Source organism: Arthrobacter cryoconiti (genome assembly GCF_020905375.1).
In the GTDB taxonomy this organism is placed as follows: Bacteria; Actinomycetota; Actinomycetes; order Actinomycetales; family Micrococcaceae; genus Specibacter; species Specibacter cryoconiti.
Genome location: NZ_JAJJBU010000042.1, coordinates 1 through 14,820, shown reverse-complemented (window position 1 = coordinate 14,820; position 14,820 = coordinate 1). Strand labels below are relative to the sequence as shown.

The 14,820-nt window shown below is 58.4% G+C and carries 15 protein-coding genes, 1 pseudogene and 3 riboswitches; all 16 genes and pseudogenes read right to left on the bottom strand.

Annotated features, from left to right (window positions below):
- Positions 1-69: 69 nt before the first annotated feature.
- Positions 70-148, bottom strand: a riboswitch (Fluoride riboswitch).
- 50 nt (positions 149-198) lie between these two features.
- The gene (crcB, locus tag LOH53_RS16555) at positions 199-567 is read right to left on the bottom strand and encodes a fluoride efflux transporter CrcB (RefSeq protein WP_230068865.1); all 369 of its coding nucleotides are present in this window, start codon (positions 565-567) and stop codon (positions 199-201) included.
- Positions 564-1,115, bottom strand: a complete 552-nt coding sequence (locus LOH53_RS16550) for a fluoride efflux transporter FluC (RefSeq protein ID WP_230068864.1) — start codon at positions 1,113-1,115, stop codon at positions 564-566. The genes crcB and LOH53_RS16550 overlap by 4 nt, the downstream gene beginning before the upstream one ends.
- Positions 1,112-1,633 carry a universal stress protein gene (locus LOH53_RS16545; protein ID WP_268251263.1) on the bottom strand — a complete coding sequence of 174 codons (522 nt, stop codon included), beginning with the start codon at positions 1,631-1,633 and terminating at the stop codon, positions 1,112-1,114. The genes LOH53_RS16550 and LOH53_RS16545 overlap by 4 nt, the downstream gene beginning before the upstream one ends.
- A complete protein-coding gene (gene eno / locus LOH53_RS16540) occupies positions 1,630-2,925 on the bottom strand; it encodes a phosphopyruvate hydratase (protein WP_230068862.1) in 1,296 nt (431 codons plus the stop codon). The genes LOH53_RS16545 and eno overlap by 4 nt, the downstream gene beginning before the upstream one ends.
- Before the next feature lie 57 nt (positions 2,926-2,982).
- Complete coding sequence (locus LOH53_RS16535) at positions 2,983-3,738, bottom strand: 2,3-bisphosphoglycerate-dependent phosphoglycerate mutase (RefSeq protein ID WP_230068861.1); 756 nt, start codon at positions 3,736-3,738, stop codon at positions 2,983-2,985.
- A gap of 20 nt (positions 3,739-3,758) precedes the next feature.
- Positions 3,759-3,835: riboswitch (Fluoride riboswitch) on the bottom strand.
- A gap of 60 nt (positions 3,836-3,895) precedes the next feature.
- Entirely contained in the window at positions 3,896-4,381 is a 486-nt protein-coding gene (locus LOH53_RS16530; protein WP_230068860.1) for an inorganic diphosphatase, read from the bottom strand.
- A gap of 11 nt (positions 4,382-4,392) precedes the next feature.
- Complete coding sequence (locus tag LOH53_RS16525; RefSeq protein WP_230068859.1) at positions 4,393-5,268, bottom strand: hypothetical protein; 876 nt, start codon at positions 5,266-5,268, stop codon at positions 4,393-4,395.
- Between the two features lie 18 nt (positions 5,269-5,286).
- Positions 5,287-5,362: riboswitch (Fluoride riboswitch) on the bottom strand.
- An 82-nt stretch (positions 5,363-5,444) separates the two neighbouring features.
- A complete protein-coding gene (gene xerD / locus LOH53_RS16520; protein ID WP_230068858.1) occupies positions 5,445-6,404 on the bottom strand; it encodes a site-specific tyrosine recombinase XerD in 960 nt (319 codons plus the stop codon).
- Positions 6,405-6,414: 10 nt separating this feature from the next.
- Positions 6,415-7,101 (bottom strand): NUDIX domain-containing protein, encoded by a 687-nt coding sequence (locus LOH53_RS16515; RefSeq protein ID WP_376991706.1) that lies wholly within the window; start codon positions 7,099-7,101, stop codon positions 6,415-6,417.
- Entirely contained in the window at positions 7,102-8,808 is a 1,707-nt protein-coding gene (locus tag LOH53_RS16510; protein WP_230068857.1) for a CTP synthase, read from the bottom strand.
- 39 nt (positions 8,809-8,847) lie between these two features.
- Complete coding sequence (recN, locus tag LOH53_RS16505) at positions 8,848-10,575, bottom strand: DNA repair protein RecN (protein WP_230068856.1); 1,728 nt, start codon at positions 10,573-10,575, stop codon at positions 8,848-8,850.
- The gene (locus LOH53_RS16500; RefSeq protein ID WP_230068855.1) at positions 10,568-11,638 is read right to left on the bottom strand and encodes an NAD kinase; all 1,071 of its coding nucleotides are present in this window, start codon (positions 11,636-11,638) and stop codon (positions 10,568-10,570) included. The genes recN and LOH53_RS16500 overlap by 8 nt, the downstream gene beginning before the upstream one ends.
- Positions 11,635-12,471: a TlyA family RNA methyltransferase gene (locus LOH53_RS16495; protein WP_230068854.1), complete on the bottom strand. Its 837-nt coding sequence runs from the start codon at positions 12,469-12,471 to the stop codon at positions 11,635-11,637. Before LOH53_RS16495 ends, LOH53_RS16500 begins: the two co-directional genes overlap by 4 nt.
- Complete coding sequence (locus tag LOH53_RS16490) at positions 12,468-12,650, bottom strand: hypothetical protein (RefSeq protein ID WP_230068853.1); 183 nt, start codon at positions 12,648-12,650, stop codon at positions 12,468-12,470. Before LOH53_RS16490 ends, LOH53_RS16495 begins: the two co-directional genes overlap by 4 nt.
- The gene (locus LOH53_RS16485) at positions 12,647-13,684 is read right to left on the bottom strand and encodes an HAD-IIA family hydrolase (RefSeq protein WP_230068852.1); all 1,038 of its coding nucleotides are present in this window, start codon (positions 13,682-13,684) and stop codon (positions 12,647-12,649) included. The genes LOH53_RS16490 and LOH53_RS16485 overlap by 4 nt, the downstream gene beginning before the upstream one ends.
- 4 nt (positions 13,685-13,688) lie before the next feature.
- Positions 13,689-14,820, bottom strand: a pseudogene (locus tag LOH53_RS16480) (hypothetical protein); the annotation flags it as partial.

Sequence of the window (14,820 nt, the reverse complement as noted above, 5' to 3'; positions counted from 1 at the left end):
GAACAATCCTTTCAGGAACTGTCTCACATCATTAGTACACCTCAGCATGGCACATTCCCCGCCCAATAGTTTTGGACAGGAGCCATAAGCCGGTGTGGCAGTTTGAATCGTACGCTCGATTCAGGCGGGTTCCATCGCCTCTAATGCCAGTATAAGTCCGTTTTAGAGAAAATACTTGAACGATATTATGAGCCGGTTTCAGAGAGCCCCACCTACTATCAATCCACACGCTGCCGCAGCAACGCTCAAGATGAGGGTACCCAGACCGTTAACCACGGCAAACCAGATGCGTCCGCTTTGAATGAGGCGGACAGTTTCGAAACTGGAGGTGCTGAACGTAGTGTAGCCACCCATGAACCCGGTACCTAGCACGGCCACCAGCTCAGGACCAACTTGATGAGCTAAAACCATCCCGGTCAAGAGGCCTAGCAGGAGCGCGCCGGTAGTGTTGATGAGCATCGTACCGGCGGGCAAAGCTGTGCGTATCCGGGAGCGGAGAAGTCCGTCCGCCACGAACCGGGCACCAGCTCCGAGCCCACCCGCCAAGGAAAGTAGGAGGACTATCATGATCGTTCCTTGCCTTTGGCGCAGTGGCGAAGCGAGCTCGTATTTCGCTGCGCAACGGTACGGTGGTGCTTGGTAGCGACCCAAATCCCGAGTGTCGTAACGCAGGCTCCACCGATGACACTGGCTGCCAGGTAAAGGAGTGCGGCTGAAACCCTGCTGGCATCAAGGAGCAGACTCGCTTCCACTGCCAGGGTGCTGTACGTAGTGAAGGAGCCCAGAAATCCGGTGCCAACCACTAGCCGAATAATTCTCAGCCGTCCTCGGTCCTGGCCACACCGGACCAGTCCCTCCAAAAGCGCGCCGAGAGCAAAAGCCCCGGCAAGGTTTATCAGAAGTGTCGAAAGCGGCCAGTCGCCCGGGGTAGGAATTACGGCTTCGAGTCCATAGCGAGCCAGGGTACCGAAGACGCCGCCCAGGATGACTAGACCAACATATCCGGGGTGCAGGTGGATTGCTCGGCGCCCTGCCCGGGGCTGAATTGAATCAACGTCGCTGTCGATCGGCAATGATCGGTTGTTTTGTGTTGTTTCTCTTGTAGGTCCGTTCATTCTTCCGCTCCCAACGCCTGTGGTTTCAGCGGGATGACCACCACTGGACGGTGCTGGCGGTGGGCCAAATGAACTGCCACAGAGCCGGTCAATAGCTCTTCCAATCGGTGCCCTACACCGCGTTCCCGTGTGCCAACGACTATCATGGATGCGTCTAGAGTCTCCGCCAAGCGTCCGAGAGCACGGGCTGGGTCTCCTGCCAAAGACCGATAGCTCCAGCTAACCCCATAGGCGGAGAAGACCGAGGACAAACGCTGCGAAATGGTGGCAGAGACTCCCTCAGCGTCATCGTCAACACCGTCCGAGTCAATGGGTTCAGACGCCACAGAGCCATCCGTTGCTTCCTCCACCAGGTATCGGGTTATGTCCACATATGCGCAAACCAATTCGACGTCCAGACTGTAGGCAAGCTGGGCGGCTCGCCGCGCTACGGCCAGCGGCTGAGTGGGCATAATACCTACCAATACTGGGCGTGTGATACGGTTCGGACCGCCCTTTGGCGGCAATGGTCCAGTCATGAGGGGCCACCGTTTTTTTGACCTGCGGTTCCCAGCCCGTAGGGCAAATTGGGAGATGCATCAGCAATCTCAAGGAGCCGGTTATATTTTGCTACCCGTTCTCCCCTGGCTGGTGCTCCCGATTTGATTTGCCCACAGCCGGATCCAACGGCTAAATCTGCGACGAAGGTGTCTTCCGTCTCTCCGGAACGGTGGGAGACCATTGCGGTGAATCCCCCTTGGTCAGCCACCGTGAGGGTGTCCAAAGTTTCGGTGACGGTGCCTACCTGATTGGGTTTTATCAACACAGCATTCGCCGCTGCCGTCTCGATGCCTATTTGGACCCGGCCCGCGTTGGAGACGAACAAATCATCTCCAACCACCTGCACCCGATCCCCCAAGGCCGCTGTGAGTTCGGGCCATCCCCGTGGGTCATCCTCAGCTAGTGGGTCCTCAAGACTTCGGATTGGAAAGTTTAAAATCAGTGAATCGTAGTAGTTGCTCAGCTCCCTCGAGGTGTAGGAACGCCCGTTCAACTCGTAGCTGCCGTCATGATAGAAATAGTTCGCCGCCGGATCCAAGGCAATCGATACGCCGCCCTCGCCGAGGCTGTAGCCAGCATCAGTGATGGCTTGGGTAATTAACTCGAGGGCTTCCTCGGGCTTTGATATTTCAGGGGCGTAACCTCCTTCATCCCCCAGCCCGGTGGAAAGACCCTTGCGTCTCAGTTCTGCTCCTAGTGCGTGGTAGATTTCCGAACCCCAACGAATGGCTTCCGGCAATGTTGACGCGCCGATGGGGGCGATCATGAATTCCTGAAACGCCAGTGGGTTAGCTGAATGGGCACCGCCGTTGAGCACGTTGAAGTGCGGGACTGGTAGACGTTCGGCCGTACCGAGAGACTGCGCGATCCAGGTGTGGAGCGAATCCCCCGATAAGTTAGAAAACGCACGGGCAGCAGCCATGGAAACTGCGACAATCGCGTTGGCTCCCAGCCGTGACTTCTCCGGCGTCCCATCCAACTCGCACAACGCCGCATCCAGGGTGCGTTGGTTCGGCCACGACCGGGAGAGCAACAGCTCACGGATGGAAGAATTGATCCCAGCAACGGCGCTTTCCACACCTCTCCCGCCATACCCGGCTCCACCGTCCCGCAATTCCATGGCTTCGTGGGCGCCGGTTGAGGCTCCCGACGGCGCCGAAGCGGTAACCATTACTCCATCGCCGGCGGTCAGGGTCACCCGCACAGTAGGGTGACCCCGCGAATCAAGGATCTGTAGGGCGTGGACTGCTGTGAAGGACAGCTCGTTCATGGTGGTTGCTCCGATCAGTAATGATGCGTGGTCAATGGTGAAAAATTGATGCGATGTTCATGTGCCGCCGTCGGCCGCCACCAGGCTTACGGCCAGGGCGGCAGCATCCGGGTCAAGATAAGTCCCGCCCCTGCGATACGGAATGAATCCGGAATGAAAGCTGTATTCCAGCGGATGGCCAGTCGGCAGGTTTAGTCCCTCAACCTCTTCCTCTGTGAGGGAATCGAGGATCAAACACAGCGCCCGCAATGAATTGCCGTGGGCTACCGCCAAGACGTTCTTTCCGTCCCGAAGCAGCGGCCGGAGAGTTTTGTACCAGAAACCGTTGACCCTCGTGGCTACTGCGTTTAGGGATTCCGTGGCACGGGCGGTACCGGGCGGCATGTCAGCAGCAGCATTGCTGCTCCTGATAGCAGTCAGCTGGCGAGGTGTCATGGGCGGCGGGGCCGCATAGAGCGAGCGACGCCAATAGTGAAGTACCTGTGGCCCAAATTCAGCGAGCAGTTCTTTCTTCAGCCGTCCTGTCAGGGATCCATAGCTTCGCTCATTGAGCTCCCACGCGGTGCGCACCGGCACCGTCCCGCCAGTGAGTCGTTCGCTGACCAGCAAGCCAGTCTCAACTGCCCGTACCATCGTTGAAGAAAAGATAGTGTCTGGGGCAAACGCGGCCGACACCAAAATATCAGCAGCATGCACAGCTTCCGCACGGCCTTGAGGAGTCAGAGGAGGATCTAGCAGCCCCGTAAAACGGCCTTGGGCGTTGAGGGTGCTTTGACCGTGCCGCAACAAGATGAGCTTTCCTTGACCAGTCATAGTTCACCTACCTTTGAAGAGCAAAGGTAGGAACCATTAGCCAAAGAGCGGTTCGAACTGCAAGGCAGTTCCGGCGGGATCCATCACCATTATTGACAATACAGTGCCATCTGCGTTTAACGCCATCTGCAACGATTTCCACGTCGTTGGGCTCCGGTCAGCCTAATCCGTTCCGTTCATAGGCCTCAGTGAGGCGGCGGTCCGCTTCCTCCACGTTTCCCCAACCTTGCACGTTCACCCATTTTCCCGGTTCCAACTCTTTGTAGTGAGCAAAAAAATGTTCAATTTTATCCCTCAATGGCGCAGGAACATCAGCGATGTCGGTGATGTTCTCCCAGCGTCGGTCGCCAAAAGGCACCGCAATAATTTTCGAGTCGGGCCCGGCCTCGTCAGTCATGTTGAAGACTCCCACCGCCCGAACCCTGATTCCGATGCCGGGGAGAACTGGGCGCTCCAAGAGGACCAGAACATCCAACGGGTCCCCGTCTAGGCCCAAGGTACCCTCGATGAATCCGTAGTCTGCCGGGTACCCGAGAGCCGTGTAGAGTGCACGGTCTAAGACAATACGGCCGCTGTCATGGTCCATCTCATATTTGTTGCTGCTGCCAGTTGGTATCTCGATCACGGCAAAATGTTCTTTCATGGTGTTTCCTTTCATCGGGGATCTTTTGCGGGAGACGGAGATGGCGGAATCGTGATCTCCGTAAGGTAGAGCGGCAGGCTCCAGCCGGCAAACCAGCCCAGAGCCTCGATCCATGAAGCATTGTCAGCGGCCGTGGCTGGAGCCCCAGTGTCCGTCATGGAGTCGATGAGCCGCAGCAGACGCCTGCGGATCTCCACCAATCGTTGAACCACCAGGCAGCGCAGCTCGAGGTTCATGGTTCCTGCTGCCAGTAGGTGATGCCGGCATAGCAGCGACCGGCCTCCCACTTCTCCGTTGGATAGGTCTTTGACGGTTTGGGGGTCTTTGGCTGTGCAGGCAGGACAGGCCCGGGATCCCCACTCATCCGCAGTTTCTGTGCACCAACGGCGGGTGTAATCCAGCAGATTTGCCTCATCAGTCAGAGCTGCAGTGTTCGAGTTCGCGTATCCCATCCGCAGCCCCGGCGTGGCTGGTCCAGCTACTTCCTTGCAGATCCGGCAAGGGTTCAACGAGCGGAGTATGTTCTCCGGATGCCGTCTGAAAACACCGGATCCACGATCCAGCCCCAAAGACACGTAATTGAGCAGGTCCTCAAGAAGGATGCAAACGTCGAAGGGTTGGTGCCCGCCACGAAGCCCAGCCCCGGCCTGCCATAATTCGATCTCCACGACCGCATGTCCCCAGGCATGGCGCGGACATAGTCCCAACGAACCGCGCAGATATCGCCGGAGGCCGCCGTTCATGATGTCCCCATGCACGAAGGACCATAACTGGCGTACCTCTTCCGCGCTCAGAACGAGGCCGGAGCGAGGCAGCAAGGACTGAGGCGTTAGAACGCCCGCTCTCGCGCCCTGTGGATGGGTCCCGTTGTGACGGGTAATGGGCATAGCAGCCTACCTTCGAACGACAAGGTAGGAAACCATCAGCCGTGGTGGCAGTTCGGGACTTATCTCCCCGGCGGGATCCATCGCCGTTGTTTCGAACTATACAACATCGACGATTTCACAAGTTTCATGGTCAGCGCCAGCTTTGCTAGGAAAGCGTTATTGATGTCAGACCCGGCTCACCCGAGGGCTCGTGGGTGAGCCGCAGCGTACACTTCGCGCAGGGTGTCAGCCGTGACCAACGTATAAACCTGGGTGGTAGTTACTGAGGCATGACCTAACAGCTCCTGGACTACTCGCACATCAGCACCACCTTCAAGCAGATGTGTGGCAAAAGAATGACGGAGCGTATGGGGGGAAACATCTGCCTCTACACCGGCTCGGTCGGCTGCAGCTTTGAGGATGGTCCACACGCTCTGCCGGCTGATGCGGCCTCCACGGACATTCAAGAAAAGTGCCGGAGTACCATTACCCTTGGCGGCCAGCGAGCCACGTCCACGGACAAGGTAGGCTTCCAGAGCTCGCAGCGCGTAAGAACCAATGGGTACCAAACGTTCCTTTGAACCCTTGCCAAAGAGCCGGACCAGGGCTGGCCCGTCATCCCCATGCGCCGTCAAGACTAGGTCATCCACGTCCAGACCCACCGCCTCACTGATTCGCGCGCCGGTGGAGTAGAGGAATTCCAACATCGCGGTGTTGCGAAGTCCGGCGGCCGTGTCCGAAGACTCCGCCTCAAGAATGCGCGTTACCTCACCGACGGTGATGGCTTTTGGTAGCCGGCGTCCAGGCATGGGCGGGTGAACATCGGAAGCAGGATCGGCGTCGCTCAGCCCTTCCAATGCCCAGAACTTGTGCAATCCGCGGACTGCCACGATGGTACGAGCTGCAGACCGTAACCCTAGAACGGACCCTCCATCGGCGCCGTCGGATAGTGCTTGAGCAAACGTGGAGACGTGACGGTGGGTCACTTCACCAGGCGCCGTGACACCCTCTGAACAAAGAAACTTCACATACCGCGCCAGGTCTCTGCGATACGCCTGGAGTGTATTGGTGGCTAGCCCACGTTCAACTCCTACGTGCTGGAGGTATCCATCTACGGCCAAGGCGAGCTGCGGCGCGACGGTAAGCTCTCTCACCATGCAGGGTTCCTCACGGAGTGCGTTGGCTAGGATGCTCCGGCCAAGGTGCCTGAGCATCACGCAAGGTGGAAAATCCTGAGGGTAGTGCTGTTGCAGCAGCCAGAATTCCGACGACGGCAGAAGGATTATGGATTCTCCCGTCCAAGACTGCCGCAGCTGCCTCGTCTAGGTCCACCCAACGGAAGGAAATTTCTGATTCTTCATCCATGCGCACATGGCGGTCAGCCAGAGGAACCTCACTCAGTCCCCGAGCCAGATAGATGCGGATAGCTTCACTCGAAGAGCCCGGAGAATTAAAAAAGTCGGTCAACACATGCCATTGGGACGCCACAAGATCGGCTTCCTCGGCCAGTTCGCGGGCAGCTCCCACAACGTAGTCTTCCCCGGCAACGTCCAACAACCCTGCAGGAATCTCCCAGAGGACCATTTGCACCGGATGCCGGTATTGGCTAATGAGCAGCACTTGGTTGTTCTCATTGAGAACGACCACGGCCACAGCACCTGGATGGGAAATGTAGTCGCGGGTCAGTGGGGCCGAGCCACGTGTGAGCGTGAAAGTATCCGAGACAACGTCCCAGATGCGGCCTCGGTACACCGTGGAAGATGACTGCAGCGGGCGTTGGCTGAACTGGTCAGTCACCGGCTCTCCCATGAGCGCGTCTGCGTTAGTCGACAACGGCATACCGGGCTGCGTCATTTATACGTCCAGCAGCCGTGTGGCGTTCTGGCGTTCCAGTGCTGCCGCGATCAATCCTGCAAAGAGCGGGTGGGGCCGGGTGGGCCGCGAGCTCAATTCAGGGTGTGCTTGGGTGGAGACGTAGTAAGGATGAACCTCGCGAGGTAGCTCCACATACTCCACCAGCTTGCCGTCAGGGGACGTCCCCGAGAAAACGAGTCCGGCAGAAGCTAGCTGCTCACGGTACTTGTTGTTGACTTCGTAGCGATGACGGTGACGTTCGGATACATTCGTCGTGCCGTAGGTCTGTGCAACTACTGAGCCTTCCGTCAGCACGGCCGGGTACAGGCCAAGACGCATTGTCCCACCCAGATCCCCTTTGCCGTCCACGATGTCCAGCTGTTCTTCCATGGTGGCGATAACCGGGTACGTCGGGTCGTCGTCAAATTCGGAGGAGGATGCTCCTTCCAGGCCAACCACGTTGCGCGCATATTCGATCACCATGGACTGCAAACCAAGGCAAAGTCCCAATGTGGGCAGCTGGTTTTCGCGGGCAAATTTCAATGCCCCCAGTTTGCCTTCCAAACCTCGGATACCGAAGCCTCCGGGTACACAGATCGCGTCGACGCCGTCCAAGGCCTTGCGCGCGCCCTCTTCTGTGTCGCAGGTGTCTGAAGGCACCCAGCGGATCTTGACCTTAGTGGCATTGGCGAAGCCACCTGCACGTAGTGCTTCAGTGACAGATAGGTAGGCGTCCGGCAGATCGATGTACTTGCCCACGAGGGCAACCTCAACGTGGTGAGCAGGATTGTGAACCACTTCTAGAAGTTTGTCCCATTTGGTCCAGTCAACGTCCTTGAACGGGAGGTCCAGAGCGCGGACAATGTAGGAATCCAAACCCTGGGCGTGCAAGGTCTTGGGGATGTCGTAGATGCTGGGAGCATCGGGACAACCAATAACGGCTTCCACGTCAACGTCACAGGCACGGCCGATCTTGGCATGCATGGCATCCGGGAGAACTCTGTCAGAGCGCAAGATGATCGCGTCCGGCTGAATACCCAGGGAACGCAGCGCCGCCACGGAATGCTGTGTGGGCTTGGTCTTTAGCTCTTGTGAGGGCCCAATGTAAGGCACCAAGGATACATGAGCGAAGAAGACATTGTTGCGACCGATGTCTTGACGAACTTGACGTGCGGACTCCAGAAACGGCTGAGACTCGATGTCTCCGACGGTGCCGCCGATCTCGGTGATAATAACGTCCGGGGCGTTCTTGCCTTCAGCAGGCATACGCATGCGGCGCTTGATTTCATCGGTGATGTGCGGGATAACTTGAACGGTGTCCCCCAGGTACTCGCCGCGACGTTCCTTAGCAATGACCGTCGAGTAAATCTGGCCGGTTGTGACATTTGCTGAACCTTCTAAATTTTCATCCAGAAAACGCTCATAATGACCAATGTCAAGATCGGTTTCGGCGCCATCATCCGTGACGAAGACTTCACCGTGTTGGAAGGGATTCATTGTGCCCGGATCCACGTTGAGATAGGGATCGAGCTTTTGCATTGTTACTGAGAGGCCTCGCGCACGGAGCAAGTGACCGAGGCTAGAAGCCGTCAATCCCTTACCGAGCGAGGAGGCTACTCCGCCAGTAACGAAGATGTGTTTGGTCGTCTTAGACTGACCACTGAACCGGGAATTTGATCGTTGCACCACGGAATTCAAGCCTATCATCTTATGAGCCAATGTTCGTTTCTAAACCTACTCTTGCCACTACACGCTTGCGCGGGCATCCGCCAGAAGTTCTTTTGCATGGGCTTGCGCCGTCGCCGAATCTTCTTGCCCTGCCAGCATTCGCGCCAGTTCTCGTACCCTTTCTTCGTCACTGAGCACCCGAACGTCGCTGGTGGTGATCCCTCCGCCTGAGCCTTTGCTCACAGAGCTTTTGGTGACCACGATGTGCTGGTCGGCAAACGCTGCCACCTGCGGCAGATGTGTGACAACCAGGACCTGAACGTGCTTGGCTAACATGGCCAGCCGGCGTCCAATCTCGACGGCGGCCTTGCCTCCCACACCAGAATCCACCTCATCAAACACAAATGTAGGCACGGGATCCACAGCGGCCAGCACGACTTCCAGTGCAAGCATCACCCGGGAGAGCTCACCGCCTGAGGCACCCTTGCCGAGCGGGCGCGGCAGCGAACCGGCATGTGGTTGGAGCAGAAAACTTATCTCATCAGCCCCGTGAATACTGCGCTCTGCCACGCTGAGCTCGATCACGAGCTTAGCGTCTGGCATCGCTAGAGCTTTCAGTTCGGCGCTGACTTGCTTTGATAGTTTCTCGCCCGCAGCAGTCCGCAGCGAAGTGACTTCGGTAGCCAAAGTGCCGAGCTCGTCTTGCGAGGCGGCCACCTCAGTTTCCAGCTTTTCAATCCGTCCGGAATCATCAGTCAACTCGGTCAATCGTTGACGGGCGGCGTCAGCCCAGAGGATGACTTCATCGATCGTGGGAGCATATTTGCGGACCAGGACGGCCAACTCTCCGCGCCGGTCTTCCACTTCGGCAAGCCGCCCCGGACCCTCGGAATCCAAAGACGTGGCATAGCCGACTAGTTCTCGAGCGATGTCCGCTAACAAATACCCCACCTCGGAGACTCGTTTGCCGAGGTCCGCGAGTTCGTTGTCCGAATCTGCCACCAACTCCAACATCCGTTTGGCGGCATCCACCAAGCCCACTGCATCCGGACCGTCACCATAGTCTTCTGCAATAAGTGACTCATGGGCTCCGAGGGAGGCATTGCGCAACTCTTCGACGTTCCCCAGTTTGATGGCGGCCGATTTCAATGCTTCATCTTCCCCCGGCAAGGGTGCCAGTCCATCGATCTCAGCCAAGGCCACGGTAAGCGATTCGGCTTCCCGCAACCGTTCCCGGCTGGAGGTGCGCAGCAGTTCCAATTCCGCCTGCGCCGCCTTCCACCGCTCGAACACTGTTCGGTACTTAGTAAGTGCAGCAGGAAACGACTTTTGAGCTTCTGCAGCGAACTTATCAAGTGCTGCGCGTTGAGCAGCAGGGTTCTTTAGTCGCATTTGGTCCGACTGCCCATGGACGGCTACCAAGGTCTCCCCCATTTCCGCCAGCACGCCAATGGGAGCGCTGCGCCCACCCACATGAGCGCGGCTGCGTCCGTCAGCACTGACAGAACGTGCCAAAACCAGCTCCGCACCGCCGTCGAACTCATCGATGTCAGCGCCCGCCTCCAGCGCCCGTAGCAAAGCGGCATGACCGGCAGGGAGGGTCAGCGTCGCTTCAGCCGAAGCACTTTTGGCGCCATTACGTACGGCACCGGCATCCGCCCTGTTGCCCAAGAGCAGGCCGACGGCGGTCACCACCATGGTTTTCCCGGCACCTGTTTCGCCGCTGACAACGCTCAAACCTGGGCCAAGGGTCAGGGTCGACTCAGAAATGACGCCAAGGTCACGGATTCGGATTTCCTCAATCATTGAGCTCTCCACTCTCGCCCACGGGAACATCCGAATCCCCATGTGTCACTGTGAGATCGGGAACCTGCGGGATAGGACCCGTGCGGGGACCTCCCAACTGTGTCTTGGGCGTCGGCGTGCCAATGATGGGCAGTTGAGACGTGGGCGGCGGAGTCTCTTCAGCCGAGGGGCCTCGCCACCCTTGAACTGGAAGTTCAAACTTACGCACCAAACGTTCGGAAAACGGCGTTTGCCGTGTTCTGGCGAGCTTGACGGGTTGGTTGGAACGCGTCACTTCAATGCGCGCCCCAGGTAAAAGATCAACGGTGCGCCTACCATCGCACCAGATGACACCATAGGCACCATTACGGGTGAGTACTTCCACCGCCAGAGTGGACGTGGGTGCCACAACCAGTGGTTTGGCGAAAAGAGCGTGAGCACTGATGGGGACCATCAGTAAAGCCTCAACTTCCGGCCAGACCACCGGCCCTCCTGCGGAGAAGGCATAGGCGGTGGATCCTGTTGGTGTGGCCATAACCACCCCATCACAGCCGAAGGAGCTCAGCGGGCGCCCATCCACCTCAGTGACGACTTCGATCATGCGTTCTCGGTTGCCTTTTTCTAGCGCGACCTCATTGAGCGCCCACGTGTGAGCCACCAGTTTTCCCTTGAGCCGGACCTTCACGTCCAAGGTCATGCGTTCCTCGACCGAGTATTCGCGCCGTACCACCCAATCGACGGTTTGGATGAGATCCGCACGCTCGCTTTCGGCCAGAAATCCTACATGGCCCAAATTCACGCCCAGCAAAGGCAGATCGTGTTCGCGCACCAGTTCCGCGGCCCGCAAAATGGTGCCATCGCCGCCTAAAACCATAACAAGTTCTATCTCAGCCAATGAGACATCGCGGCCAAGAATTTCCATACTGACGTTTGATACGCCCAAATAACCTGTCATGTCCGCCAATTCCTCGGCATACATGACAGGAACAATGTTGTTGGCGTGAAGTTGCACGCATGCTTCCAAGGCGGCAATCATCGATTCCTCGCGCCCGGTATGGGCAAGAATCAAGACGCGGCGTCTCATGTGTGTGATTTCCTCGATGCTAGGGGCGCGGACCAGAGCTGGGCAAGAAGGTTCTCCACCGACAGGCTCTCTCCTTCGATCTTATGTGCCTGTGGTGACACTTCCCGGCTTGCCCAGAGAAAATATTCAACATTTCCGTCTTGGCCCGGCAGTGTGCTCACCCCTAATCCGTGCAGCGCTAGGCCGTTGGCCACGGCAGAAAGTGCCACCTGTTCCACGGCCCGACGCCGCTCATTCTCGCTACTGACGACGCCGGTGCGAGCCAATCGCTCCCGACCTACCTCAAATTGCGGCTTGACCATGAGCAACAAGTTTCCCCCTGGGCGTGTCGCTAAGGCCAGCGCGGCCATGACCAGTGTCAACGAGATGAAGGAGAGGTCACAAACGCTCAGATCCACTGTGCCGCCGATGTCCTCGGCGTGCATGTAGCGGATGTTAATTCCCTCGTAGACGTCAACGCGTGGATCCTCTCGCAGGGACTCTACTAATTGCCCATGCCCGACGTCGACGGCAGCCACGCGGGCCGCGCCTTTGCGCAGTAGGACGTCAGTGAAGCCGCCGGTGGAAGCACCGGCGTCAAAGCAACGCTGCCCGGATACCACGATCTGTGGGAAGCGCTCCAAGGCCCCGGCCAGCTTGTGCCCGGCTCTGGAGACGTAGCCCTGTTCACCATCATCGGCTAGTTCAAGCACGGTCTGTGCTGAGACGATCTGAGAGACTTTCACCGCTGGCTTTCCATCGACGCTGACGCGTCCAGCCTTGATCAGTGAGACGGCTAGAGTGCGTGAGCGGGCCAGCCCACGGTTGAGCAGTTCAGCATCTAGGCGAGTCATGGTGTGGCACCGTCGGGGTCACTATCCAGCTGTTCCTCAAGGTCGGCCATGATCGATGCATAGAGGCCGTTATGCTCTCCCGTGGGCAGGGATGGTGCTAGCGCTGCCCGAGTCACAATGGCTTCAACGGCAGTGTCCCTCGCAACGGCTGGAGTCAGAATTGGCGTTGCTTCAGTCACCGCAATCCGCCATTCTCTATCCCACTTACGGCCTGCTGAAACACCACTTGGGGATCTGTGGCGGTGTCCGTTTGGCTCACGGCGTCCCACCAAGCAGCGCACATGGCGCGCGCTGCGTTGAGATTGCATTGCCCATCTTCGTTTTCACTAGACAGAGTGGCCGTAATGGTATTTCCGTCAACGCTCGCCTGCTCGTCGCCGCAGGTGAAGACGCCGCGCACTTGGGAAATTTCCGGATACGGCTGGTTCAATCCATCGAGCGAGGAAATAATGAAACGAGGACGCTCGGCCGATCGTGCTCTCAGCGCCGATTCTGCTGAATCGATGCCGGTCAGCACAAGGGCGGTAGCCATCCTGGCATTGTTGCCGCCCAGGATATCCGTGTCCAGCCGGTCCCCCACTACCAGAGGATTGTTTGCGCCCAGACGCTGGGCAGCTGTGTGGAACAGCGGGGCTTCAGGTTTCCCCGCCACCCAAGGTTCATGCTCGACGGCGGCCCGAACGGCAGCGACGAGTGCCCCGTTGCCGGGCGCGATCCCCCGGTCCTGGGGAATCGTCATGTCCGTGTTAGTGGCAATCCAGGCGGCGCCAGCGTTGATGGCAAAGGCTGCTTCGGCAAGGTCCGGCCAGGCTAATGCAGGGTCAAATCCCTGAATGACCACGTCCGGGGCGTCCGCCGCGCTTCCCACCACAGTCATGTTGACCAGTTCCACCTCCTGGGCCAAGGCCTTGCTACCAATCACCAATACTTTGCTGCCTGGGGAGAACTTTTCTGCCAGCAAGGCTGCGCCTGCTTGAGCCGAACTGACCACTTGGTCATCGTCCGCGGGCGCACCAAGCTCACGCAAGTGTGCCGCAACGTTCGCTGGTGTGCGCGACGCGTTGTTCGTCACATAGGCCAGTTTTACGCCGGCCTTGGTCAGCAGTTGCAGAGTCTCGACGGCGCCCGGAATGGCATGAGGTCCTGCATAGACCACACCGTCAAGATCAGCCAAAACTGCGTCGAAAGCATTCAGTAAAGTCTCCCCGGGCAAGACCCTAGTCCTCCAGATCGGCGTGAGGGCCGTCGTCGTGCGTGTCCTCCCCATCAAGGAGACTATCCAACTCATCGTCACCGGAGCCAGCCATTTCTACTCGCTCCAGATCATCCTCAACACTGTCCTCATCAGACTCCGCGTCATCAGAATCGTACGAGTCCGATTCGGCATCGTCGACATTCATCTCGTCTTGGTCATTGACAGGTGCTTGCTCATCAACCACCGATTGCTCGCTGCTCGGAGTAGCTGGTTCCATGACGTCGGAAACTTTAGTCCGTGGGCGTATTTCAACACCCTGCTCATCGTCATCGTCACCCAAATCAATGATGATCGAGTCGGTGGTGTCATCGATCCCCAGGGCTTCCTCAGCAACGAGCGCCTGACGCTCCCACTTCTTGGCCTCATCTTTGCGATCCAAGGCCCGCAGCACCATGCCATATGCACGGAACAGGCGCGGGCTAAAGGAGAAAGCACGGTTGATGTCCAGCTGCGGGATCTCCAGTGCAGACACTGCCGCATCAAGGTCACCCAGATCACCACGGGCACCAGATTCAACAATCGCCAGTTCAACCTTGCCAGCGGTATCCAAGGTGCTTGCGTCCTCGGACTGGATAAGGTCAAGTGCCTTGTCCGGACGGCCCAGGCCGCGCTCACAGTCGGCCATCAGCGGCAGATGGACATTGGAGCCACTAATGCGACGGTACGTACGCAGCTCTCGCAGCGCCTCAGAATAGTTGCCTGCCGAGTAAGCGGTCATCGCGACGGCCTCGCGCACGCAAGCTAGGCGCCCGCCACGGCGGCTGGCCGCCAAGGCGTGCTGGAAAGCCAGTTCAGGTTCGAAGTCGATCAGACGGCCGGCCATGACGAGGTGCTTGGAAACCCACTCGTTATTACGCGAATCCAAGATGCGCAGCTGAGCGCGGGTTACCTTGTCCAGCTCTTCGCCTGTAACGTCTGAGTCAATTTCGGGGGAACGTTCACGGTCCGGGCGGTTTGAGCTACGCAGATCGCCAGCGTTACGAGGCGGTGCAACGCGGGGCCCACGGTCTTCACGGTCACCATGGCTCGGGCGGTCGTTGCTACGAGCAGGGCGGTCGTTGCTACGTGCCGGGCGGTCGTCGCGGTTGCCGTAG

What these genes read in the sequence shown, in the direction of transcription:
- crcB (WP_230068865.1), bottom strand. Translation starts at nt 567, where the DNA reads ATGATAGTCCTCCTACTTTCCTTGGCGGGTGGGCTCGGAGCTGGTGCC.
- LOH53_RS16550 (WP_230068864.1), bottom strand. Translation starts at nt 1,115, where the DNA reads ATGAACGGACCTACAAGAGAAACAACACAAAACAACCGATCATTGCCG.
- LOH53_RS16545 (WP_268251263.1), bottom strand. Translation starts at nt 1,633, where the DNA reads ATGACTGGACCATTGCCGCCAAAGGGCGGTCCGAACCGTATCACACGC.
- eno (WP_230068862.1), bottom strand. Translation starts at nt 2,925, where the DNA reads ATGAACGAGCTGTCCTTCACAGCAGTCCACGCCCTACAGATCCTTGAT.
- LOH53_RS16535 (WP_230068861.1), bottom strand. Translation starts at nt 3,738, where the DNA reads ATGACTGGTCAAGGAAAGCTCATCTTGTTGCGGCACGGTCAAAGCACC.
- LOH53_RS16530 (WP_230068860.1), bottom strand. Translation starts at nt 4,381, where the DNA reads ATGAAAGAACATTTTGCCGTGATCGAGATACCAACTGGCAGCAGCAAC.
- LOH53_RS16525 (WP_230068859.1), bottom strand. Translation starts at nt 5,268, where the DNA reads ATGCCCATTACCCGTCACAACGGGACCCATCCACAGGGCGCGAGAGCG.
- xerD (WP_230068858.1), bottom strand. Translation starts at nt 6,404, where the DNA reads ATGGTGAGAGAGCTTACCGTCGCGCCGCAGCTCGCCTTGGCCGTAGAT.
- LOH53_RS16515 (WP_376991706.1), bottom strand. Translation starts at nt 7,101, where the DNA reads ATGACGCAGCCCGGTATGCCGTTGTCGACTAACGCAGACGCGCTCATG.
- LOH53_RS16510 (WP_230068857.1), bottom strand. Translation starts at nt 8,808, where the DNA reads ATGATAGGCTTGAATTCCGTGGTGCAACGATCAAATTCCCGGTTCAGT.
- recN (WP_230068856.1), bottom strand. Translation starts at nt 10,575, where the DNA reads ATGATTGAGGAAATCCGAATCCGTGACCTTGGCGTCATTTCTGAGTCG.
- LOH53_RS16500 (WP_230068855.1), bottom strand. Translation starts at nt 11,638, where the DNA reads ATGAGACGCCGCGTCTTGATTCTTGCCCATACCGGGCGCGAGGAATCG.
- LOH53_RS16495 (WP_230068854.1), bottom strand. Translation starts at nt 12,471, where the DNA reads ATGACTCGCCTAGATGCTGAACTGCTCAACCGTGGGCTGGCCCGCTCA.